This is a genomic window from Streptosporangiales bacterium (assembly GCA_009379825.1).
Classification (GTDB): domain Bacteria; phylum Actinomycetota; class Actinomycetes; order Streptosporangiales; family WHST01; genus WHST01.
Map to the genome: position 1 here is coordinate 1 of WHTA01000083.1, position 22,571 is coordinate 22,571.

General features: G+C 72.9%; 20 protein-coding genes and 1 tRNA gene. 4 read left to right on the forward strand and 17 right to left on the reverse strand.

What is annotated here, in order from left to right:
- Position 1: 1 nt before the first annotated feature.
- From GEV07_26155 to GEV07_26165, 3 genes are all read right to left on the reverse strand, one after another.
- Positions 2–76, reverse strand: a tRNA-Leu gene (locus GEV07_26155).
- 42 nt (positions 77–118) lie between these two features.
- Positions 119–1,024, reverse strand: a complete 906-nt coding sequence (locus tag GEV07_26160; GenBank protein ID MQA06050.1) for a siderophore-interacting protein — start codon at positions 1,022–1,024, stop codon at positions 119–121.
- A gap of 43 nt (positions 1,025–1,067) precedes the next feature.
- Positions 1,068–1,970 carry a hypothetical protein gene (locus GEV07_26165; GenBank protein ID MQA06051.1) on the reverse strand — a complete coding sequence of 301 codons (903 nt, stop codon included), beginning with the start codon at positions 1,968–1,970 and terminating at the stop codon, positions 1,068–1,070.
- Between the two features lie 58 nt (positions 1,971–2,028).
- Between GEV07_26165 and GEV07_26170 the strand changes: the two genes are divergently transcribed.
- Positions 2,029–2,538 carry a hypothetical protein gene (locus GEV07_26170; protein ID MQA06052.1) on the forward strand — a complete coding sequence of 170 codons (510 nt, stop codon included), beginning with the start codon at positions 2,029–2,031 and terminating at the stop codon, positions 2,536–2,538.
- Here the strand turns inward: GEV07_26170 and GEV07_26175 are convergent.
- The 6 genes from GEV07_26175 to GEV07_26200 are packed head-to-tail and all read right to left on the reverse strand — an operon-like array spanning position 2,520 to position 9,365.
- Positions 2,520–3,197: an MOSC domain-containing protein gene (locus GEV07_26175; protein ID MQA06053.1), complete on the reverse strand. Its 678-nt coding sequence runs from the start codon at positions 3,195–3,197 to the stop codon at positions 2,520–2,522. The genes GEV07_26170 and GEV07_26175 overlap by 19 nt on opposite strands.
- A gap of 19 nt (positions 3,198–3,216) precedes the next feature.
- Complete coding sequence (locus GEV07_26180) at positions 3,217–4,551, reverse strand: NAD(P)/FAD-dependent oxidoreductase (protein MQA06054.1); 1,335 nt, start codon at positions 4,549–4,551, stop codon at positions 3,217–3,219.
- Positions 4,548–6,428 (reverse strand): DUF58 domain-containing protein, encoded by a 1,881-nt coding sequence (locus GEV07_26185; protein MQA06055.1) that lies wholly within the window; start codon positions 6,426–6,428, stop codon positions 4,548–4,550. The genes GEV07_26180 and GEV07_26185 overlap by 4 nt, the downstream gene beginning before the upstream one ends.
- Positions 6,425–7,408, reverse strand: a complete 984-nt coding sequence (locus GEV07_26190) for an AAA domain-containing protein (GenBank protein MQA06056.1) — start codon at positions 7,406–7,408, stop codon at positions 6,425–6,427. The genes GEV07_26185 and GEV07_26190 overlap by 4 nt, the downstream gene beginning before the upstream one ends.
- On the reverse strand, positions 7,405–8,580 hold the full coding sequence (locus tag GEV07_26195; GenBank protein MQA06057.1) for a DUF4129 domain-containing protein: 1,176 nt from the start codon (positions 8,578–8,580) through the stop codon (positions 7,405–7,407). The genes GEV07_26190 and GEV07_26195 overlap by 4 nt, the downstream gene beginning before the upstream one ends.
- Complete coding sequence (locus tag GEV07_26200) at positions 8,580–9,365, reverse strand: uracil-DNA glycosylase (GenBank protein ID MQA06058.1); 786 nt, start codon at positions 9,363–9,365, stop codon at positions 8,580–8,582. The genes GEV07_26195 and GEV07_26200 overlap by 1 nt, the downstream gene beginning before the upstream one ends.
- Positions 9,366–9,444: 79 nt before the next feature.
- Here GEV07_26200 and GEV07_26205 point away from each other — a divergent pair, with 79 nt between their 5' ends.
- Both GEV07_26205 and GEV07_26210 read left to right on the forward strand, forming a co-directional pair.
- Positions 9,445–10,716: a cytochrome P450 gene (locus GEV07_26205; protein MQA06059.1), complete on the forward strand. Its 1,272-nt coding sequence runs from the start codon at positions 9,445–9,447 to the stop codon at positions 10,714–10,716.
- 9 nt (positions 10,717–10,725) lie between these two features.
- Positions 10,726–11,592: a DNA-3-methyladenine glycosylase 2 family protein gene (locus tag GEV07_26210; GenBank protein MQA06060.1), complete on the forward strand. Its 867-nt coding sequence runs from the start codon at positions 10,726–10,728 to the stop codon at positions 11,590–11,592.
- A gap of 76 nt (positions 11,593–11,668) precedes the next feature.
- Here GEV07_26210 and GEV07_26215 read toward each other — a convergent pair whose 3' ends face one another.
- The 8 genes from GEV07_26215 to mfd all read right to left on the reverse strand — a co-directional run bounded on the left by GEV07_26215 (position 11,669) and on the right by mfd (position 21,493).
- Positions 11,669–12,619 (reverse strand): exopolyphosphatase, encoded by a 951-nt coding sequence (locus GEV07_26215; GenBank protein ID MQA06061.1) that lies wholly within the window; start codon positions 12,617–12,619, stop codon positions 11,669–11,671.
- Positions 12,616–13,128 carry a DUF501 domain-containing protein gene (locus tag GEV07_26220; GenBank protein ID MQA06062.1) on the reverse strand — a complete coding sequence of 171 codons (513 nt, stop codon included), beginning with the start codon at positions 13,126–13,128 and terminating at the stop codon, positions 12,616–12,618. The genes GEV07_26215 and GEV07_26220 overlap by 4 nt, the downstream gene beginning before the upstream one ends.
- Before the next feature lie 234 nt (positions 13,129–13,362).
- Positions 13,363–13,923: a septum formation initiator family protein gene (locus tag GEV07_26225; protein ID MQA06063.1), complete on the reverse strand. Its 561-nt coding sequence runs from the start codon at positions 13,921–13,923 to the stop codon at positions 13,363–13,365.
- A complete protein-coding gene (locus GEV07_26230) occupies positions 13,923–15,209 on the reverse strand; it encodes a phosphopyruvate hydratase (GenBank protein ID MQA06064.1) in 1,287 nt (428 codons plus the stop codon). Before GEV07_26230 ends, GEV07_26225 begins: the two co-directional genes overlap by 1 nt.
- A 188-nt stretch (positions 15,210–15,397) precedes the next feature.
- Positions 15,398–16,183 carry an LLM class F420-dependent oxidoreductase gene (locus tag GEV07_26235; GenBank protein ID MQA06065.1) on the reverse strand — a complete coding sequence of 262 codons (786 nt, stop codon included), beginning with the start codon at positions 16,181–16,183 and terminating at the stop codon, positions 15,398–15,400.
- Between the two features lie 21 nt (positions 16,184–16,204).
- Entirely contained in the window at positions 16,205–17,227 is a 1,023-nt protein-coding gene (locus GEV07_26240) for a MazG family protein (protein ID MQA06066.1), read from the reverse strand.
- Positions 17,228–17,238: 11 nt separating this feature from the next.
- Positions 17,239–17,862 (reverse strand): hypothetical protein, encoded by a 624-nt coding sequence (locus GEV07_26245; protein ID MQA06067.1) that lies wholly within the window; start codon positions 17,860–17,862, stop codon positions 17,239–17,241.
- 82 nt (positions 17,863–17,944) lie between these two features.
- Complete coding sequence (gene mfd / locus GEV07_26250) at positions 17,945–21,493, reverse strand: transcription-repair coupling factor (protein MQA06068.1); 3,549 nt, start codon at positions 21,491–21,493, stop codon at positions 17,945–17,947.
- Between the two features lie 271 nt (positions 21,494–21,764).
- Between mfd and GEV07_26255 the strand changes: the two genes are divergently transcribed.
- Positions 21,765–21,977, forward strand: a complete 213-nt coding sequence (locus GEV07_26255) for a hypothetical protein (protein ID MQA06069.1) — start codon at positions 21,765–21,767, stop codon at positions 21,975–21,977.
- Positions 21,978–22,571: the final 594 nt, after the last annotated feature.

Below are 22,571 nucleotides of genomic sequence, written 5' to 3' on the forward strand. Positions count from 1 at the left end.
GTGCCCCCGGTGGGAGTCGAACCCACACCTTGGAACCTTTTAAGGGCTCTGCCTCTGCCGGTTGGGCTACGGGGGCGTCAGGGCAAGCCTATCGAGCCCGCGGGTGCCGGCCGGGCGGTTATGCGGCGTCGTCCTCTGGGGCCAGGTCGTCGATCTCCTCGCCGGTGGCCTGGGCGCGCCGGTAGCGGCGCAGGGCGAGCTCGTCGAGCTCGGCGCTCGACAGACCGCGGCGCCAGTATCCAGAGACCTGCTGACACTCCGGCCGCACGCCGCGCTCGCGCAGCAGGCTGCGGACCGCACGGGCGACGCCGGTCTCGGCGCCGACCCAGGCCTGCACCTCGCCCGCCGGCCAGTCGAGGTCACGTACGGTCCGCAGCAGCAGGTCGGTGCTGCCTGGTGCCTTGCCGCCGCGGTGCACCCAGTACACGCGGGTGCCCGGCGCCGTCCGCAGCGGCAGCTCCTCGGCCGCCTGGTCGACCTCTACGACGGCCGTCACCTGGGTCTGCGCGGGCAGGTGCTCGAGGATCGTGGCGATCGCCGGCAGCGCGGTCTCGTCGCCGACGACCAGGTGGTGGTCGACCTCTGGCGACGCGTAGAAGTCGTGCCGCGGACCGGTCAGCGCGAGCTCGTCGCCCGGCTGCGCCGCGCTCGCCCACCGGGTGCTCGTGCTTGCGCCGTGCATCACCACGTCCACGTCCAGCTCCAGGGCGTGCGGGTCGAAGCGGCGCACGGTGTACGCGCGGGCGTCCGGCCGCCGGTCGCCGGTGGGGTACTGCAGCCGGCCGTCCGGGGTCCTTGTCGGCAGCGTGACGGTGCTCTGGCCGGGCAGCGGCAGGAACAGCTTCACCGCGTCGGCGGGCAGCTCGCCGCCGGGAAACCCGGCGAGCTCGGCGCCGCCGATGGTGACCCGCCGGAAGCGCGGCCCGAGCGCACGGTTCCTGCGCACCTCGACGCGGCGGAACGGCGCAGGGGCGGCGAGCCTGGCCTGCGCCCTGCGGCGGAGCTCGGTCTTGATCCACGGCATGCGAGTTAGGTTAGCCTAACCTGTAGCCGAGGGCCAGGTGACCTCAGTCGCGCCGGCTCCTGGCCCGGTAACGCACCCGGCGGTCCCAGCGGTCCACCTCGTGCCGCAGCGGCCGGGCGATGATGCCGCCGAGCGCGACCCCCGCGGCGAGCGCAAGCCCCGTCGTCGCCGCACCGAACAGGGTGGTGATCCCCTCCACCGGCGAGTCGTTGACCAGGATGTACATCCCCTGGTAGATCGACAGACCAGGCAGCAGCGGAACCACGCCGGACGTCGCGATGATCAGCCGCGGCACCTTCAGCCTGGACGCGGAGACGTCGGCCACCGCACCCACGAGCAGCGACGCCAGCCCGCTGGCCACCGAGGCACCGAAGCCCAGGTCCCTGGTGAACACGAAGATCGCCCAGGCGGCCGCGCCACCGATCGCCGCGACCAGCGAGGCCCGCCAGCGCGAGTACGACGCCAGCGCCCACATGGCGGCGACGAACCCACCGACGGGGACGAGCGCGTACGACGGCACCTGCGCGGTGACCTCCTGGATCGGCAGCAGCGTGCCGAAGCGGGAGATCAGCTCGAGCATCAGACCGACGCCGATGACGATGGCCAACGTCTGCAGCAGCACCTCGAAGTTGCGAGCCGCCGCGGTGAGGTAGTGCCCCTCGATCGCGTCCTGCACCGCGCCGACCAGGCCAAGCCCGGCGAGCAGCACGGTGATGCCGGTGGCCACCACGTACGACGGGCGCAGCGCCTCGTGACCGAGCGGCAGCCAGTACGGCAGCAGCGCGGCGAGGAACGCCACCCCCGTGACGAACGCGGCGCCGGCGGCGTTCTGGAAGAACGACGGCAGGTCCCAGCGGTTCAGTATCCGCAGCAGCCGGTCGATGCCCGCCGTGGCCACTGCCGCGACGAGCGCCACCAACGGGCCGCCGCCGAGCAGCAGCGCCACACCCGCGGCCAGGCCGCTGAGCCCGACGGTGACCAGCCACCTGCGGTACGGGTGCGGCGTGCACGATCTCGTCCAGCCGGGCGAGCGACTGGTCGAGCGACAGCCCTTCCACGATTTCGTCGACGAGACGGTACAACGCTTCCAGACGCGTGTAGTCCGCCGACCGGACCTTGACGATGCGCATCCCGGTGACCGGCTCGCCGTCGTCGCGCATGACCGAGACGGTGATGGACGTGAACGTGATGTCGACCTGGCACGAGGTGAGCCCGTACGCCGCGGCGACCCGCAACATGGTGGCGGTGACCCCGGCCGTCGGCGAACCGGACGAAAGCAGGGCCTCGCCGATGCGCATGGTGAGGTCGAGAACGTCGTGCGCGACGAGGTCGTCGACCTCGGTGTCGCGGTAGCGCGAGGCGACGATGGTCGGCGGTGCGCCGCCGCGCAAGATCTGCAGCGCACCCTTGGCCCGACGGGCGAAGATGCGAGCCCGTCCAGCGGGTACGAGGTCGTTGTCCACGTCCGGAAAGACTACGTGGCCAGCCGCGGGGTTTACCGGCCGCCGTGGTGAGTTGCGGCACCCGTTCGCCGGCGGGCCTTCTCCTTCGCCTCGTCCACGAGCGCGTCCGCCAGGAGCAGCTCGGGCAGCAGCTCGGGCTCGGTGGTGAGCGCCAGGAATGTCCGCCCGACGGTCAGGCCGTGGTCGGGGCGCGAGACGACGTCCACCGGCATCCCCGCGCCTACCGCGCCAGGCTCGAGCACCCGGAGGTACGCGCCAGGCACCGCGCGCTCGGTGAACCGACGAACCCAACCGCGCTCGGCCAGCCAGCCGGCGAACGTGCGGCAGGGAATGCGTACCGAGCACACCTCGAGCAGCGCATCACCGATCCGCCACCGCTCGCCGATCACCGCCGCGGTGACGTCCAGGCCTGTGGTGGTCAGGTTCTCGCCGAACACCCCGTTCGTCAGCGGCCGGCCGAGCTCCTCCTGCCACCGGTCCAGGTCCTCGCGCGCGTACGCGTACACCGCCTGGTCGTCGCCGCCGTGGTGGCGGTAGTCGCAGACGTGGTCGCCCACCACGCCGCTGGTGCCCTGCTCGGGCCCCGGCGCCCGCACCTCGACCTGCCCGTCGACCGGACGCTTGTCGATGCCGGTCACGTCGACGTCGGAATGCTCGGTCGGCCGGGCACGGCCCACGTTGACGGAAAGCAGCACCGGGGAGTTCGTCATGGCACCGAGCATACGGAGATCAGCTGCGGGCCTGCCGCTCCGGGAGTGCACCGGTGCGGGTGGCGAGCTCGAACTCCTGCCGCGGCCGGTGCAGCTGACCGAGCGAGACGTTCTCCCGCCGGAAGAACAGCGCGAACGTCCAGTCCCCCACGACCCGCACCTTGCGGTTCCAGGTGGGCATCCGGGACACGTGGTACGTGCGGTGCATGAACCAGGCAGGCAGGCCGGTCAGCTTGACCCCGTAGACCTGCGCGACCCCCTTGTGCAGCCCGAGGCTGGCGACCGAGCCGACGTGGGCGTGCCGGTACTCGTTCGCCTCACCGCCGCGGATCGTCGCGAGCACGTTCTTCGCCAGCAGCTTCGCCTGCCGCACCGCGTGCTGTGCGCTCGGCGCGCAGATCTCACCCGGGTTGGTGACGTCGGGGACGGCCGCGCAGTCGCCGGCGGCCCACGCGTCCGGCACGCCGTCGACGCGCAGCTTCGCGTCGCAGGCGACCCGGCCCTTCGCGTCGAGCGGCAGGTCAGTCGCGGCCAGCACCGGGTGCGGTTTGACGCCCGCGGTCCAGACGACGGTGTCCGACTCGAACTCGGTGCCGTCGGTCAGCCGCACCTGCCCGTCGACACACGAGTCCAGCTTCGTGTTGAGCCGCACCTCGATGCCGCGGTTCTCCAGCCGGTCGACGGTGTAGTTCGCCATGTCGAGGTCGACCTCGGGCATGATCCGGTCGGCCGCCTCGACGAGCACCCAACGCATCTCTGCCGGGTCCAGACCCTTGTAGTAATCGCAGGCGTCCCTGGCCATGTCCTCCAGCTCGGCGAGCGCCTCCACGCCCGCGTAACCGCCGCCGACGAAGACGAAGCTCAACGCCCGCCGCCGGCGCTTCTCGTCGTCGGTCGAGACGGCGAGGTCGAGCCGGCTGAGCACCTGGTTGCGCAGGTAGATGGCCTCGCCGACGTTGCGGAAGCCGATCCCCTCTTCGGCCAGGCCGGGCACCGGCAGGGTGCGTGCCACCGAGCCGAGCGCCAGCACCACGACGTCGTACCCGAGCTGCCGCTCCTCGCCGGAGATGGCCCTGATGGTGGCGGTGCGGCTGGCGTGGTCGAGGCCGGTCAGCTCCGCGTTGATGACCCGCACCTTCGGCAGCACCTTCCGCAGCGGCGCCACGACGTGCCGCGGCTCCAGGCTGCCGGCCGCGGCTTCGGGCAGGAACGGCTGGTACGTCATGTACGACTCCGGGCTGACCAGCGTCACGTGCGCCTGCCCCGGCCGCAGCCTGCGCTGCAGGCCGTAGGCGGTGTACATGCCGACGTAGCCGCCACCGATGACGAGGATGTGTGGTCGCGATGCGCTCATGGTTCGACGCTACCCCGAGTTGCCTGACCGCGGCGGCGGAAGGCCAGGGCGGGCAGCAGGAGCAGCGCCGCGACGGCGAGCGCGCCGACCACCAGCCAGCCGACGCCAGGCCGCACGGACGGCAGCACGGCGAACGCCAGCATGAACGCCAGGCCGGCGACGACCACCGTCGCGGTGCTCAGCGCCCAGCGGACGAGCACGCCACGCGCCACCTTCGAACCCGGCGGCAGCACGGCCGCGAGCGCGCCGGTCGCGTGCACCAGGTAGACCGCGGTCACCACAGCCGCGAGCACCCCCATGCCCGCGGCCGCCGACCGGGCGCTCGCGACGGCCACCAGGTACTCGACGACCAGCAGCACCAGCGTCCCCGTCGACCACACGCCGCTCGAGTCGAGCGTGCCGAGCACGGCCACCACCGCGACCACGACGACGAACCCGGACAGCGGCAGGTTGCTCGGCACCGCCGCCACCACGAACGCACTCGTCGCGACCGCGAGCACCAGGTGCGCCAACCGCACCACGAGCGCAACCCCGGTGCCGGTACGACGAAGCACCGGCCCGGCGAACCTCGACCGCGGGGTCATCGGGCCACTGCCTTCGGTGCGCGCGACATGGCCACCACGTCGCGGAGCACCGCGTCGGTGCTGCCTGCGCCCACCCAGCCGACGACCGGCACTCCGACCTCGCCGAGCAGGGCGACGGTGCGCTCCCGCTCCAGCTGCCAGATCCGCTGCGCCATCTCGTCGTGCAACCGCTGCGGCGGCGGTAGTGCGTCCGCCGGCCTGGTGCCGACCACGACGGTGGCCTGGCCGCGTTGCCGCAGCGTGGCCAGCAGCTCGATGCAGCGCTCCTCGAGCAACGGGCTCAGCACCACGGCGAGCGCACGGGCGGGCAGCAGCTGTGGACCGATGCGCCTGGCCCTGGACGTCCCAGCCGAGGGTGCCGGGCGTGGTGTCGACCAGCCAGTCGAGCGCCCGGGTCACCGCACCGCGGCCGTGCAGCCCGGAGAGGTCGCGGATGTGCCCGCCGAACTCCACCAGCGAGACGGTGTCGCCGGCACGCAGGTAGTGCGTGGCGATGGCACCGGCGGCTCGTACGGTGACGTCCAGGCTGCTCGCCGCACCGTGCACGCCGCCGGAGCGTCCGGCGCCGAACGCCGCGTCGAGCAACACGACGACCTCGGACATCCGGTCGGTGAGCGTGTCGTTGACGTGCAGATCGCCGAGCCTGGCGGTGACGCGCCAGTTCACCTGCCGTACCCGGTCGCCGAACGCGAACGGCCGCACGGCGGCGAACTCCAGCCCGTCGCCGTGCCTGCGGGACCGGTGGCCGCCCGCGGCCGCGAGCGCGTACGGCGTGAGGTCGGCGACGTGGAACCGCTCCTGCGTGCCGATTACGGTGATTCTGGCGCCCGGCAGGTCGACGGCCGCAGCGGTGCTGCCGAGGTGCGGACCGTGCGGTGACACCCGCGCCGGCCCAAGCTGGTGGCGGCCCCACCGCAACGCCTGCAGGCGTACGTCGACGTCGCACGGCACATCTGCCCGCACGGCGACCGTACGGGTCAGCGGGTCGACCGCCCGCAGCTGGTGCGGCAGCGCGAGCGAGACGGTGACGGCGTCCAGGTCGACGTCGCTGTGCAGCCGCACGGTGCCGACCACCGTCTCGCCTTCGAGCACCCGGTCGCGGTCGAGCAGCAGCGACGCCCGCAGCCGCGGCGCAGCGGCGCGGGCCCACGCGACGGCCGCGTACAGCGCGAACGGCACGCCGAGCACGACCACGTCGGCGCGGCCGAGCGCGAACCCGGCAAGCACGCACAGCATCGCCACGGCAACGGCCCGCCGGAACGCCCACGCAGGGGCAGCGCCGGCTGCCCTCACCGGGTGTCCTCCCAGTCGGCCGTGTAGGTCGGCGCCGCGGCCGTCCTCGGCGCCGGCACCTGCTCGAGCACTTCGGTGACGATGCCCGCGGCGGTCACCCGGCGCAGCCACATCTCCGGCTTCACCGTGACCCGGTGCGCGAGCGCTGCCGGCGCGACCTGCTGGACGTCCTCGGGCAGCAGGTAGTCGCGTCCGCGCAGCACGGCCATCGCCCGCGCGCCGGCCAGCACGGCGAGAGCGCCGCGCGGCGACGCGCCGACCAGCACCTGGCTGTGCGCGCGGGTGGCGGCGACAAGCGCGACCACGTACCGCCCGACGGTGTCCTCGACGGCCACCTGCTCCACCGCGTGCTGCATGGCAGACAGCGTCGCCTTGTCCACCACCGGGTCGAGCAGCTGCGCCTCCTGCTGCCGCGCGATCCGCCGGCGCAGCACCTCCCACTCGTCGTCGTCGCTGGGATAGCCGAGCGACACCCGCAGCAGGAACCGGTCGAGCTGCGCCTCCGGCAGCGGGTAGGTGCCCTCGTACTCGATCGGGTTGGACGTGGCGAGCACGTGGAACGGCGGGTCCAGCGGGTACGTGCGGCCCTCCACGCTCACCTGCATGGCCTCGAGCAGTGCCGCCTGCGTCTTCGGCGGCGTGCGGTTCACCTCGTCGGCGAGCAGCAGGTTGGTGAACACCGGCCCAGGACGGAACTCGAACGTGCCCGCGCCCTGGTCGTAGACGTACGACCCGGTGATGTCCGCGGGCAGCAGGTCGGGGGTGAACTGCACGCGGGTGAACTCCAGCCCGAGCACCTGCGCGAACGACCGCGCGATCAGCGTCTTGCCGAGGCCAGGCAGGTCTTCGAGCAGTACGTGCCCACCGGCGAGGATGCCGGCGAAGACGGCCTCGAGGGCGGCGCGCTTGCCCACCACCGCCTGCTCGACGGCGGTGACGACGCGGTCGGCGTACTCGCCGGCCACGCGCGGCGTGATCACAGCCGCTCGATCGCCGTCACCCAGCCCCGCAGCTGCGTCGCGCTCGGGCTCTCCGGTTGCTCGGTCGTGACGAGAGACCACAGGTCCTCCCCCATGATCGCGTGCGCCTGCTCCGGTTGCCGGCGCCTGTCGACGCCGTGGTGCCTGCGCAGTCGGTCGTCGACGAGGTCGACGAGGATCGGCCGTACTCCGAACTCGAAGTGCCTGGTGCCCGTACGGGCGAAGTCGAGCAGCTCGCTGATGTGGTCGACCCTGGCGAACGCCCGATTGTGCGGCCACTCGGCCAACTGGCCGACCACGGGCTCCACCGGCACCGGATCGCGGCGGTCACCCGCCAGGCCGACGCTGCGAGCAGGCACAGCAGGAGGACGCCTGGCAGCCACACCTCGCGTACCGCCGCCGCGGCCAGGAACGCGACGAACACCGTCGCCGCGACGGTGGCGCCGACGATCTTCGTGAGCTCCCTGGCAATCATGTGCGCGCCCCGTCGAGCGCAGCGCGGACGTCGGCGAGCACCACCTGGCGGCCGTGCGCTCGGCCGCATCCACGGGGTGCGTGGAGTACCGCGCCTCGTGGTACAGCGCGAGCAGCCGGCGTACGGCGGGCTCGGGTGCCCGCCGCTCGGCAAGGATCCGCACGGCGAGGTCGGTCGCCGTCTCCTCCGGCCGGCGCGGCATGCCGAGCCCGGCCGCGGCCTGCTCCAGCCGCGCCCAGCACTCGATCAGCGCGCCCCTGGCGTCCGGGGCGTCGAGCTCGGCCAGTCCGGCGTCCGCGCCGGCGAGCAGCCGCTCCGCCTGCTCCGCGGGCGGCAGCACCTCACCGCCGCGCAGCTCGATCGCCTCACCGGCGAGCGAGTCGCCGATCAGGTCGGTGCGCCGGCACACCCGCGTCAGCAACAGCACCAGCCGTACGAGCACGTACACGATCGGCGCGGCCGCGACGGCTGCGATGCCCACGAGTGCCGCGGTGAACAGCCCGCCCTCGAACGGGCGGATCGGCGGCCGCTGCGGCGGCTCGACCCCGCTCGGTGCCCGCGACTCGGCGACGTCGACGGTGGGCAGCGGCGACGACGTCACAGGCGCACCGCTCGACGCGGCGTACGCCACGACCCCGACGAGCGCGGCGACCACGAGCGCGACCAGCACGGCGCGGACGTGTGCCGTCGCTCTCATCACCGGTCCTGGATGAACTCGGCGGCGCGGGTGAACACCGCGTCGAACATCGGCTGGGTGAGCTTGCCGGTGAACGTGTTCTGCTGACTCGGGTGGAACGAGCCGAGCAGCAGCCGCCGTCCCGCCGGCACCTCGACGCCGTGCCCGAACGCCGGGCGCCTGGTGGGCAGCACGTACTCGGCCAGCCGCATCGCGTGCCAGGCGGCCTGCCAGGCGAACGCACCGAGCGCGACCACCACCCGTACGGTCGGCGCCGCCAGCTCCAGCTCGCGCAGCAGCCACGGCTCGCAGGCGTCGCGCTCGGCCGGCGTGGGCTTGTTCGCCGGCGGCGCACACCGTACGGCCGCCGTCACGCGGGCGCCGAGCAGCCGCAGCCCGTCGGACGGGTCGCGGCACTCCGGCTGGTTCGCGAAGCCCGCCCGGTACATGGCGCGGTAGAGCCAGTCGCCGCTGCGGTCCCCGGTGAACATCCGGCCGGTACGGTTCGCGCCGTGCGCCGCGGGCGCGAGGCCGACCACGAGCAGCGCCGGGTCGGCGACGCCGAACCCGGGCACCGGGCGGCCCCAGTAGACCTGCTCGGCGAACGCCTTGCGCCGCTCGCGGGCGACCTGCTCCCGCCAGTCGACCAACCGTGGGCAGGCCCGGCAGACGCTGACCCCGGCGTCCACCTCGGCGACGTCCGCGGCGGCGCCGGCGAGCGTACGGACTGCCGCGGGACCCTCGGCCACCGGCGTACGTGCCGTGGCCGGCTCCCCCGGCCACTGCTGCCCGGTCGCCTCCTGCACGAGGACACGATGCCACGTCCCTGCCGGCTGCGCAGCCGGACGTTACCGTGCGGCGGATGGACACGACCGGGGGTTCACCATGACGCTGCGCGAGACGGTGCGGCTCACCCGCGAGCTGACGAAGGAGCACGTCGGCATCTGGGTGCTCGGCAAGCTGTACGGCGACCCGCTGTGCCAGCTGCGGATGCGCGGCGGCGGACTGAACCCGTACCCCACCTACGCGCGGATCCGCGCGACCGGTCCGCTGGTACGCAGCCGGGTGGGCATGTGGGTCACCGCGTCGCACGAGGTCTGCCACCAGGTGCTGCGCGACCGCAGGTTCGGCGTCCGGCTGGAGCCGTACGAGCCGCCGCCACCGGGCCCGCTCGGGCACGAGCCAGGCACCGAGTGGGAGCTCTCGCTGCTCCAGCTCGACCCGCCCGACCACGGCCGGCTGCGGAAGCTGGCGATGCCGGCGTTCAGCCCGAAGATGATCAGCAGCCACCAGCCGCGGATCGAGGCGGTGACCCACCGGCTGCTCGACCGGGCGACGCGCAGCGGCGAGTTCGACCTGATGCGCGACGTCGCCGGCCCGCTGCCGATCGCCGTGATCACCGACCTGCTCGGCGTCCCGGACGCGGACGCGGACCGCTTCGCCGCATACGGCCGCGTCGTGGGCAAGGCGCTCGACGGCGTGCGTACCCCGTTGCAGGCGCGCCAGCTCGCCCGCACCACCCACGACCTGAACGAGCTCTTCGCCGACCTGGTGCGGCTGCGCAGGAAGGAGCCGGGCGACGACGTCATCAGCACCCTCGCCGCGGCACTCGACGACGACGCGCTGACGCCGCGCGAGCTGCTCGGCATCTGCCGGCTGCTGCTGATCGCCGGCTTCGAGACCACCGTCAACCTGATCGGCAACGGCATGCTCGCGCTGCTGCGCCACCCGGACCAGTGGGAGCTGCTGCGCGCCGACCCGCAGCGCGCGAGCGCCGTCGTGGAGGAGGTGCTGCGCTACGACCCGCCGGTGCAGGTGACGCTGCGCACCGCCGGCGAGGACGTCGAGCTGGCCGGGCAGCAGCTCGCCGCCGGCAGCACGGTGGTGGCGCTGATCGGCGGCACCGGGCGCGACCCCGACGCCTACGCGGAGCCGGACCGGTTCGACGTCAGCAGGCAGGCAGAGGTGGAGCACCTGGCCTTCTCCGGCGGCAGGCACTACTGTCTCGGCGCGCCGCTGGCCCGGTTGGAGGGCGCGGTCGCGTTCCAGGCGATCGCGCAGCGGCTGCCCGAGCTGGTGCCGCACGCCAGGCCGTACCGCAGGAACACGTTCACCATCAGGGGCCTCAGCCGGTTCCCTGTCGCTGCCCACGCGTAGCGTTCGACCATGCCCCGCCACCAGGTGACCGTCGAGGTGCTCGGCCCGTGGTCGCTCACCGCGAGCAGGAGCTGCTGGGAGGGTTTCGCCCCCGCCGCGCTCCCCGTCCATGCCGACCGCGACGTGCTGCGCACGGTCTTCCTCGCCGAAGGCGACCGGTCCCGTGCTGAGGTCGAGTTGCGGCAGGACGGCGCGACCGCCACCGTGACGGTGATCGGTGCCGGCGACCTGGACGCGGCAGCGGCGCAGGCCGGCCGCTTCCTCGCCCTGGACGTCGACGCGCGGGGCTGGCCGGCGGTCGGAAGGCGCGACCCGGTGATCGGGCGGGCGCAGGACGCGCTGCCCGGCCTGCGGCCGTGCGGTTTCCACTCCCCGTACGAGGCGGCCGCGTGGGCGGTCCTGTCGCAGCGACTGCGCATCGGGCAGGCGGCGAAGCTCCGTGCCGACCTGGTCGCGCGGCACGGCGCGGACGGCGCGTTCCCCGCACCGGCCGTCCTGCGCGGCCTCGACCTCGACCTGCCCGGCCGCAAGGGCGAGTACCTCCGGGCCGTCGCCGACGCGGCGCTCGACGGCGTACTCGCCTGCGACGCGCTCCGCGCCGTCGACCCCGAGCTGGCCGTACGCACCGTGCAGGAGGTGAAGGGACTCGGCCCGTTCGCCGCCGAGCTCGTCGTCGTACGCGGCGCGAACGCGCCGGACGCGCTGCCCACGCACGAGCGCCGGATGGAGGCGGAGGTCGCCGAGCGCTACGGCCCGCACGCCAGCCTCACCGAGCTCGCCGAGGACTGGCGACCGTTCCGCACCTGGGCCTGCGTACACCTGCGGGCGCTGCGCGAGCGCCGCGCCCAGGCGATCGACGGCCAGGGCGGCCGATAACGGCGACTGGAGCACAACGCCGCTAGCGGCCATGGGCGTCGCGTAGGCCGGACGGGGCGCTGCGCGAGCGCCGCGCCTAGGCGATGGACCAGGCGATGCCGTCGAGGATGTCGTGCTCGCTGACCAACACCTCGGTCACCGCGGTGCGGCGCACGGTGCGGTCGAGCACGAGCGCGCCCGCTGCGATCACGTCCACCCGGCCGGGGTGGATGACCCGCATCGCGGCGCGCTGGTCGTGCGACATGCGCAGCAGGTTGGCGGCGATCTCGTGTACCCGGTCGGCGCTGAGCCGGCAGTGGTGCACGCGGTCGCGGTCGTACTCGGTCAGCTCCAACGCGACGGCACCGATCGTGGTGATCGAGCCGGCCAGCCCGACCAGGGTGCCGACGCCGTCCAGCGGCACCGTCTCCCCAGCGAGCGCCAGCGCGGCGTCCACGTCCCTGGTCGCCGCGAGCACCTGCTCCTCGGTGGGCGGGTCGGCGGCGAAGTGCCGTTCGGTGAGCCGTACGCTCCCGACGTCCACGGAGACACCCGTCACGCCGCCGTCGGTGGCCCGCACCAGCTCGGTGGAGCCGCCGCCGAGGTCGACCACCAGGTACGGCTGCGCGATGTCCGGCTGCGCGATGTCCGGCCGCGCGGCCAGCTCCCTGGTCGCACCGGCGTACGCGAGCGCGGCCTCCTCGTCGCCGGTCACGACCTCGGGGTCCACGCCGAGCGCCGCACGCACGCCCGCAGCGAACTCGTCGCGGTTGGTGGCGTCCCTCGTCGCGCTGGTCGCCACCAGCCGCACCGCGGTGGCGCCGAGCTCGTCGATCACAGCGGCGTACGAACGGCAGGTGGCCAGCGTGCGCTCGAGCGCCTCCGGCGCGAGCCTGCGGGTGCGGTCGACGTCCTGGCCGAGGCGCACGATCTCCGTGCGCCGGTCCAGCTCGACGAGCGTGCCGGCGGCCGGGTCGACGTCGGCGACCAGCAGGCGCAGCGAGTTGGTACCGCAGTCGAGAGCGGCGACCCGACGGCTACCGGTCATGGCGCGTCCCCCTCGCCGACGCAGCGACCCCGTTGCCACCAGTCTCCCGCACGCGCGACGGCTTCGTCGCCGAACGGGTTGACGCCAGACCCGACGGCGAGCGCGTGCGCGGCGAGCGCGTGCAGGCACTTCACCCTGGCCGGCATGCCGCCCGCGGTGTCCCGGTTCGGCAGCACGTCGATCGCGTCGCGCCTGGCCAGGTAGTCGTCGTGGGCGGCCTGGTAGCTCGCGGCCAGGTCTGCGTCGGCCGCCAGCCGTTCGGTCATCTCGCGCATGACCCCGGCCGCCTCCAGCCGGCCGATCTGCGCAGCCGCCCGCGGGCAGGTCAGGTAGTACAGCGTCGGGAACGGTGTGCCGTCCGGCAGCCGGGGGCTGGTCTCCACCACGTCCGGCAGGCCGCACGGGCAGCGGTGCGCGATCGCCCGCACCCCGCGCGGCGGGCGGCCGAGCTGCCGCTCGACGGCCTGCAGGTCGGCGGCGCTGACGCCACCGTCGGTGGCGGAGCTCATCCGCGATCGCCTCCTCCCGCCCCTCCGGCAGGCGCCGCCGCAGCGTCGGCAGTGGACGTCGAGGCATCGCGACCCCTACCTCCGGGTCGCTCGCCGAGCTCCTTCGCTGGCTCGCTCATCCGCGATCGCCTCCTCCCGCCCCTCCGGCAGGCGCCGCCGCAGCGTCGGCAGTGGACGTCGAGGCATCGCGACCCCTACCTCCGGGTCGCTCGCCGAGCTCCTTCGCTGGCTCGCTCATCCGTTCGGCCGGTCGGCGACGCGCACCGAGCCCCACAGCCGCTGCGACCAGCTCGGGCCGGCCAGCTTCGTCTTCTTCTTCGCGTCACCGGGCTTGCGGTCGTCGACGACCACGTACGTCAGCTCTCCCGGCTTCGCGTAGTGCAGCCGCTTCCGCGCCTGCTGCTCGATGTAGGCGGGGTCCTGCAGCCGCCGCTGCTCGGCCCGCAGCTCGCCGATGTCCTCCTGCTGGTTGCGCTTCTTCGCCTCCAGCTCCTGGATCTGCGCGCGCTGCGCCACGTACTCCCGCAGCGGGTACGCCAACCCGACGACGATCAGACAGATCACCGCGAGCAGCACCGCTGCGCGGCTGGTGAACCGCCGCCGCACTGCGGGTGCGGACAGCTCCGGCTGCTGCTCGGCCTGGTCGGGTACCGTGCGGCGGTTGGTGGCGGTGGTGCGCCGCGAGTCCGGGCGAGCGGTCGACCGGCCGGCGTCCTTCTGCCTGCGCGCGCGAGTCGGGGTACGCCGACTCGCGTCGCCGGGCCCACGCGAAGGGCGCTTGCCGGTGCCACTCATCAGGCACGGGCCTCGAGGTAGCTGTGGAAGGTGAGCTGGCCCGCATACCGTGCCGCGTCGTCGAGCAGCTCCTCGATCCGCAGCAGCTGGTTGTACTTCGCCACCCGCTCGCTACGCGCGGGCGCGCCGGTCTTTATCTGGCCGCAGTTCGTGGCGACGGCCAGGTCGGCGATGGTGGTGTCCTCGGTCTCCCCCGACCGGTGGCTCATCATGGCGCCGAACCGGTGCGACGTGGCCAGCGACACCGCATCGAACGTCTCGGTCAGCGTGCCGATCTGGTTGACCTTCACCAGGATCGCGTTCGCCGCCGACTCGTCGATGCCCCTGCCGAGCCGCTCCGGGTTGGTGACGAACAGGTCGTCGCCGACGATCTGCGTACGCCCGCCGATCGCCGCGGTGAGCGCCTGCCAGCCGGCCCAGTCCTCCTCGGACAGCGGGTCCTCAAGCGAGAGGATCGGGTACGCGTCGATCAGCCCCTGGTAGTACGCGGTCATCTGCTCCGCGGTACGCGCCTGGCCCTCGAACTGGTACGCGCCGTCGCGGTAGAACTCGGTGGCCGCCGCGTCGAGCGCGAACACCACGTCGCTGCCCAGCTCCAGCCCGGCCTTGCCCACGGCCTCGCCGATCAGGTCGAGCGCCGCGCGGTTGTTGTCCAGGTTCGGCGCGAAGCCGCCCTCGTCGCCGAGGCCGGTCGCGAGGCCGCGCGCCTTCAGCACCGACTTCAGCGCGTGGTACGTCTCCGCACCCCAGCGCACCGCCTCGGCGAACGTCTCCGCGCCGATCGGCGCGATCATGAACTCCTGGACGTCCACGTTGGAGTCGGCGTGCGCACCGCCGTTGAGGATGTTCATCATCGGCACCGGCAGCACGTGGGCGTTCGGGCCGCCGAGGTACCGGAAGAGCGGGAGCCCCGCGGACTCCGCCGCGGCGCGCGCGACGGCCAGCGACGAGCCGAGGATGGCGTTCGCGCCGAGCTGGGACTTGTCCGGCGTGCCGTCCAGGTCGATCATCGCCTGGTCGATCAGCCGCTGGTCGTCGGCGTCGAAGCCGATCACCTCGGGCAGGATCTGGTCGACGACCGCGGCCACGGCCTGCTCGACGCCCTTGCCGCCGTACCTGTCACCGCCGTCGCGCAGCTCGACGGCCTCGAACTGGCCGGTCGAGGCACCGCTTGGTACCGCCGCCCGGCCGACCGTCCCGTCGTCGAGCTCGACCTCGACCTCGACGGTCGGGTTGCCGCGGGAGTCGAGGATCTCCCGTGCGTGCATCATGCCGATCGAGGCCACCAGTACTCCTTTGCTGTGCTTGCCGGATCGGCTCGAGCGTACCGAGCCCGCGAACGGCGGTGGTGGACGCTCGCCGACACCGCGGACAACACCGAGGTAAGACGGCGCCGCCCCGGCGTACGTCACGTCGTGCGAACCACGTTGTACCGACAGTGACTACGGTGGGGCGGCGCGGGACCGGCTGGGTACTACTTGTTCTTGTCGTCGCGCCAGGCGATCCAGTCGCGCAGCTCGCCCAGGTCGAAGTCCGGGCCGTCGTCGTGCACGGTGAACAGCCGGGAACCGGCCTCGTACAGCTTCTCCCCCATGTCGGACGGGTCGCCCTCGCCCTTGGTCGAACGCTCGATCTCCGCGGGGTCGCGGCCGATGTCCGCGCAGTGCCGGTCGAGCACCTCGTGCTTGTGTGCGACGGTCTCCGGGTCGCCGAAGCCGTGCCAGATGTCGGCGTGCTCGGCGACCAGCCGCAACGTCTTCTTCTCGCCGCCGCCGCCGATCATCACCGGCATGTCCCGCGTCGGGCGCGGGTTGAGCTTCGCCCACCGCTGCTCGATCCGCGGCAGCGCCTCGGCCAGGTCGGCGAGCCGGCTGCCGGCGGTGCCGAACTCGTAGCCGTACTCGTCGTAGTCGCGCTGGAACCAGCCCGCGCCGATGCCGAAGATCAGCCGGCCGTCCGAGATGTGGTCGATGGTGCGCGCCATGTCGGCGAGCAGCTCGGGGTTGCGGTAGCTGTTGCACGACACGAGGGCACCCAGCTCCACCCGCTCGGTCGCCTCCGCCCAGGCGGCGAGCATCGACCAGCACTCGAAGTGCTCGCCGTCCGGTTCGCCGTGCAACGGGTAGAAATGGTCCCAGGTGAACAGGATGTCGGCCCCCGCCTCCTCCACCGCGGCAACGGTGCGGCGGATGTCGGCGTAGTCGGCGTGCTGGGGCTGCAGTTGGAACGCGATGCGTACAGGTCTGTTCGTCTCAGTCACGCGTGCAGACTAACGGGCGGACTACTCGGCGCGATCCGCCTGCTCTGCCGCGTGCACCCGCTGCCGGTAGCCACGGACACTGCGCCGCAGCGCCTGCTCGGGGTCCACGCCGTGCCGCCTGGCCAGTGCCGCCACGGCGAGCAACAGCTCGCCGACGTACTCCTCGTCCACCGCCGCACCGGCCGGCACAAGCGCGTCCGGCACCTCGACGGGCACGTCCACGCCGGCGCGTTCGGTACGCCCGATCAGCTTGCTGGCCAACGCCAGCGCGGGCTGGGCGAGCGGCACGCCGTCGACCGCAGACGCCCGCCCCTTCTCCGCTGCCTTGAGCGCGTCCCACCGCTCCTCGACGTGCGCGGCGTCGCGCACGTCGAGGTCGCCGAAGACGTGCGGGTGCCGGCTGACCAGCTTCGCCACGATGTCGCCCGCGACCTCGTCGATGTCCCACGGGTCCTCGTCGTCCTCACTCGCGATCCTGGCGTGGAACACCACCTGCATCAGCACGTCGCCGAGCTCCTCGCGCATGGCCGCGCGGTCGTCGGTCTCGATGGCCTCGGCGAGCTCGTACGCCTCCTCGAGCAGGTACCGCACCAGCGACTCGTGCGTCTGCTCGCCGTCCCACGGACAACCACCGGGCGAGCGCAGCCGGTCGATGACCGTCACCAGGTCGTGGAACCGCGCACCGGGCACGTCGTACGAGCCGGGCAGCATCCCGACGCTCGGCGCGGTCACCGGGTCGGCGGTCACCGCCTCGGCGAGGGCACGCACCAGGTCGGGCTCGCCGTCGTCGCGCAGGCACCACACCACGGACCCGGTCGCCTCGCGCACCCGGTCGAGCAGCTGCCTGGCGAGGACGTAAGGGTCGTCGTCGTCGGCAAGTGTGGCCAGCTGCACGCCGGCCGCCGCCAGCGGTTCGCGCAACGGGTGCGCCTGGTCGCTGGCCAGCACCTGCTCGGCGTCGTGGACCGCCTGCCACGCGGGCCAGGAGAGCAGACCGACGGCGACCCGGTGCGACGTGGAGAGCAGCACGAGCGAGTCGCCCATCGCGCCCCTTCCTACGGCTGGCCGGCCCGGCCGGTCGCGGGCTGCCACAGCCCGCCGTAGTTCACCTTCAGGCTCACCGTGCGCGGGTCGAAGTCGCCGTAGCGCGGGTTGACCTGGACGCCAATCTCCTCCGCGAGCGCGCCCAGCCGCTCGGCCAGCTCCTGCTGCCCCTTGCGCAGGTCGGCGCCGGCGTACCGCTTCACCAGCTGCTCCTGCAGGTAGAGCGAGACGGCGAACTCACGCGCGTCCGCGGTCGGCATCTGCACCTGCACACCGCTGACCAGCGGCACCTTGTACACGCTGCCCGGTCGCAGGCCGGCGTTGTCGGTGGCCTTGGCGATCGCCTTGTCCACGTCGCCCTGCGAGTAGCCGATGCCCTCCCGCTTCGCCTGCTCGCGGATCAGCAGGTCGAGCACCCGGCTCAGCGTCAGGCCGGCAGGGACGTTGCCCTGCTGCGTCGCCGTCGGGGACAGCTCGGTGACCTTGCGGGCGGAGGCGTCGATTTCCTTCGCGGAGATCCGCTGGTCGCCGACGATCGCCGCCGCCCCCATCTTGACCGGACCGCAGGCGGCGAGCACCGCGACCACGACCAGGGAGAGGACGCCGACCGCGGTACGGCTCACCCGAGACCTCACCTGCACACCTCCGTCGTACTTGCTCGGAACGCGAACGAGCCTAGCCGCCACCCCCACGCAGGCCGCCGGCCGGTCACCCCAGTCAGCTGCTGCTCACGGCCGCCGCGGGCAGCTCGAAGAGCGCGTCGAGTACGCCGCGGCACCACGTCAGCAGCTCTCGGTCGCGCAACAGCTGGCCGCCGATGCCGCCGGCCTTCGGCCGCGGGATCAGGACCGTACGTACCGGCTGCTTGACCACGCTGCCCGGGTAGAGCCGCTTCAGCCGCAGCTGCTGCGACTCGCGCAGGTCGAGCGGCGCGAAGCGCACCTGGTTGCCCTGCAGCGTCACGTCGGTGATGCCGAGCTCGCGGGCCCGGGCGCGGAACCTGGCGACGTCGAGCAGGGTCTCCACCGGTACCGGCACGGTGCCGTACCTGTCGGTCAGCTCGTCGCGCACCGCGGCGATGTCGTCGTCGGACGCGGCCTGCGCGATCCGCTGGTACGCCTCGAATCGCAGCCGCTCGCTGGCCACGTACCCGTGCGGGATGTGCGCGTCGAGCGGCAGCTCCACGCGGACGTCCGCCAGCTCCTGCGGCGCCTCGCCGCGGTACTCGGCGACCGCCTCGCCGACCAACCGTACGTACAGGTCGAAGCCGACCCCGGCGATGTGGCCGGACTGCTCGTCGCCGAGCAGGTTGCCCGAGCCCCGGATCTCCAGGTCCTTCACCGCCACGAACGTGCCGGCGCCGAGCTCCGTGTGCTGCGCGACGGTCTGCAGGCGCTCGTACGCGTGCTCGTTCAACGGCTTGTCCGGCGGGTAGAGGAAGTACGAGTACCCGCGCTCCCTGCTTCGCCCGACCCGGCCGCGCAGCTGGTGCAGCTGGCCGAGGCCGAGGATGTCCGCCCGGTCCACGATCAACGTGTTCGCGTTCGGGATGTCCAGCCCGCTCTCCACGATGGTCGTGCAGACGAGTACGTCGAACTCCTTCTCCCAGAAGCCGACCATCACCTGTTCCAGCTTGTGCTCGCCCATCTGCCCGTGGGCGACGGCGACCCGCGCCTCCGGCACCAGCTCGTGGATCCGGCTGGCGACCTTCTCGATGCTCTGCACCCGGTTGTGCACGAGGAACACCTGGCCGTCGCGCAGCAGCTCACGGCGGATGGCGGCGAAGATCTGCCGCTCGTCGTACGCGCCGACGAACGTCAGCACCGGGTGCCGCTCCTCCGGCGGCGTCTGCATGACGGACATCTCCCTGATGCCGGTCATGCCCATCTCCAGCGTGCGCGGGATCGGCGTCGCCGACATGGTCAGCACGTCGACCTGGGTGCGCATCCGCTTGAGGAACTCCTTGTGCTCCACGCCGAAGCGCTGCTCCTCGTCGACGATCACCAGGCCGAGCTGCTTGAAGTTCACCTCGGACGACAACAGCCGGTGCGTGCCGATCACCACGTCCACGCTGCCCGCGGTGAGGCCGGCGAGCACCTCGTCGTGCTCCTTGCCGCTGACGAACCGGCTCAGCGACTTCACCACGACGGGGAACTGCGCGAACCGCTCGGAGAACGTGGACAGGTGCTGCTGCGCGAGCAACGTGGTCGGGCACAGCACGGCCACCTGCTTGCCGTCCTGCACCGCCTTGAACGCCGCGCGCACGGCGATCTCCGTCTTGCCGTAGCCGACGTCGCCACAGATCAGCCGGTCCATCGGCGTGACGCGCTCCATGTCACCCTTCACCTCGTCGATGGCGGACTGCTGGTCCGGCGTCTCGACGTAGGGGAAAGCGTCCTCCAGCTCGTGCTGCCACGGCGTGTCCTGCCCGAACGCGTGCCCCTCGGTGGCCTGCCGCGCACTGTAGAGCCTGATCAGCTCGCCGGCGATCTCGCGGACCGCCTTCCGCGCCCGGCCCTTGGTCTTCGCCCAGTCGGACCCGCCGAGCTTGTTCAGCGACGGCGCCTCACCGCCGACGTACCTGGTCACCTGGTCGAGCTGGTCGGTGGGGACGTAGAGCCGGTCGCCCGGCTGCCCGCGCCTGGACGACGCGTACTCGATCACCAGGTACTCGCGGGTGGCGCCCTGCACGGCTCGTGAAACCAGCTCGACGTACCGGCCGACGCCGTGCTGCTCGTGCACGACGTAGTCGCCGGTCTGCAGCTGCAGGGGGTCGACGCTCCTGCCCCGCCGGCTGGGCAGCCGCCGCATGTCCTTGGTGGAGCTGCGCTGGCCGGCGAGGTCGGCCTCGGTGAGCACCACCAGCCGCAGCCCGTCGGCGACGAACCCGTGCGCCAGCTCACCGGTCGTGACGTGGGCGAGGCCGGCTTCCGGCGGCTCCTTCAGCTCCGGTACGTACCTGGCACCGAGGTCGGAGTCGCCGAGCAGCTCGACCAGGCGTTCCGCCGGGCCGTGTCCCTCGGTGACGAGCACCACCCGGTACTCGTCGGCCAGCCACTGCTCGATCGACGCGAGCGCCCGTTCGGTGTCGCCGCGGTACTCCTCGGCGGCCCGCGCGTCGACGGTCGCCCCGCCGTCCTCGGCCGGCTGCATCTCGTCGTCGGTCAGCTGGGCGAACGGCGTCACGCTCCACCACGGGATGCCGAGGGCCAGCGCGTGCTCACGCACCTCGGCGATGCTGCGCAGCGACGCGGAGCCCAGGTCGACCGGCGCCTTGCCGCCGCCGGCGGCCGCCGCCCACGACGCCTGCAGGAACTCCTCGCTCGTACGGACCAGGTCGTGCGCCCTCGTACGCACCCGCTCCGGGTCGCACAGCACCACGTGCGTACCCGCGGGCAGCTCGTCGAGCAGCAGTACCAGGTCGCCGACGAGCGCGGGCGCGAGCGCCTCCATCCCCTCCACCGCGACACCCTCGGCGAGCGGCTCCAGCATCTCGGCCAGCTCGGGGTGTTCCGCGGCGAGCGTGCGCGCGCGGTCGCGTACCTCGTCGGTGAGCAACAGCTCGCGGCACGGCGGCGCCCACAGGCCGGTCGGCGCCTCCTCCACCGTCCGCTGGTCGGCGACGCGGAAGTAGCGCACGTCCTCGACGGTGTCGCCGAAGAACTCCACCCGCAGCGGGTGCTCCTCCGTCGGCGGGAAGACGTCGAGCAAGCCACCACGTACGGCGAACTCGCCGCGCTTCTCCACCAGGTCGGTCCTGGTGTACGCGGCCGCGGCCAGCCGGTCGACGAGGTCCTCGAGCGGCACCTCCATGCCCGGCTTCGCCGTCACCGGCTCGAGGTCGCCGAGGCCGGGGACCAGCGGCTGCAGCACGCTGCGCACCGGCGCGACGACGACGGAGACCATGCCGGTGTCCGGGCCCGGATGGCGCAACCTGCGCAGTGCCGCCAGCCGTGCGCCCACCGTGTCGCTGCGGGGGCTCAACCGCTCGTGCGGCAGCGTCTCCCAGGCCGGGAACTCCACGACCGCCGCCGGGTCGACCAGGCTGCGCAGTGCGGTGGCCAGGTCCTCCGCCTCGCGGCCGGTGGCCGTCACGGCCAGCACCGTACGAGGTGCCTTGTCGGCCACCGCGGCGAGCACCAGTGGCTGCAGCGCCGCAGGCGCGGTGATGTCGTGGGTGGGCCGGTCGCCGTCGCGTGCCGCGCCGATGGCGCCTGCCACGGCGGGGTCGGTCGTCACGACGTCGAGCAGTCCCTGCAGGGGCACGGCGGGTCTCCTCGGCTCTCCTCGAACAGCACGAATTACCCGGCGATCAGCAAAGGGGACCCCGGGGTGACAGTGCCAATCCTATGCGGCCGTGCCGACAGCTGCCGGCATCCGTAGCCCTACTGCCGTCCATGGGCTGATTCGGCGGGGCGTTGCACGGGTAACGGAAGATCGACGTTACGCTACCGTGCGTCACCGCACTGGTGCGCCCAGATCGGGGGTGGGCGTGGTCGGGGGAGCGAGAGGATCACGAGCCGAGGAGAGGTGCAGGTTGTCCGAGCACACGACCGGCGCGACGGAGGGTCCCGACACGACGTCCGGTACCGAGACGGCGCAGGCTGAGGACCAACCGAGCTGGGCGGGCGCAATGGCGCAGATCGACGCCGAGATCAAGGAACTACAGGAGATGCTCGCGAAGCGCAGAATCGCCGCAGCAAGCGAAGACCACACAGCCGGCTTCGACGACCCGGACTCGGTGGCATAGCCCGGCCCACCCGGCGGCCGCCCGCGCCCTCGCCCGGCGGCCCGACCGCACACCGTCCCCCCGCGGCCTGACGGTGCCCCTCGCCCGGTGGCCCGACGGTCCCCGGCCAAGCGGCCTGACGAGGCGCCCGCGCCCGGTGACCTGACCGTGTCCCTCGCCCGGTGGCGACCGCGCACCCTGACCCGGTGGCCTGACGCGGCACTCTGGCCACTGCCTGACCGAGGCCACCCGCGCCCAGTGGCCTCACGCTGCCTTGGCCCAGTGCCCGACAAGGCGCCTGCGCCCGGTGACCTGACAGGGCACTCGCGCCTAGTGACCCGATGGGCGCCCGCGCCCATCGGACCTGACGGTGTCCCTCGCCCGGTGGCGACCGCGCACCCTCACCCGGTGGCCCGACCGACACTCTGGCCACTGCCTGACCGAGGCCACTCGCGCCCAGTGGCATGACGAAGCGCCCGCGCCCGGTGGCCGGACGAGCACAGTCACCCTGTGGTCTGACAGGCGCCCGCCCGGTGGCCGGACGAGCACAGTCACCCTGTGGTCTGACAGGCGCCCGCCCGGTGGCCGGACGAGCACAGTCACCCTGTGGTCTGA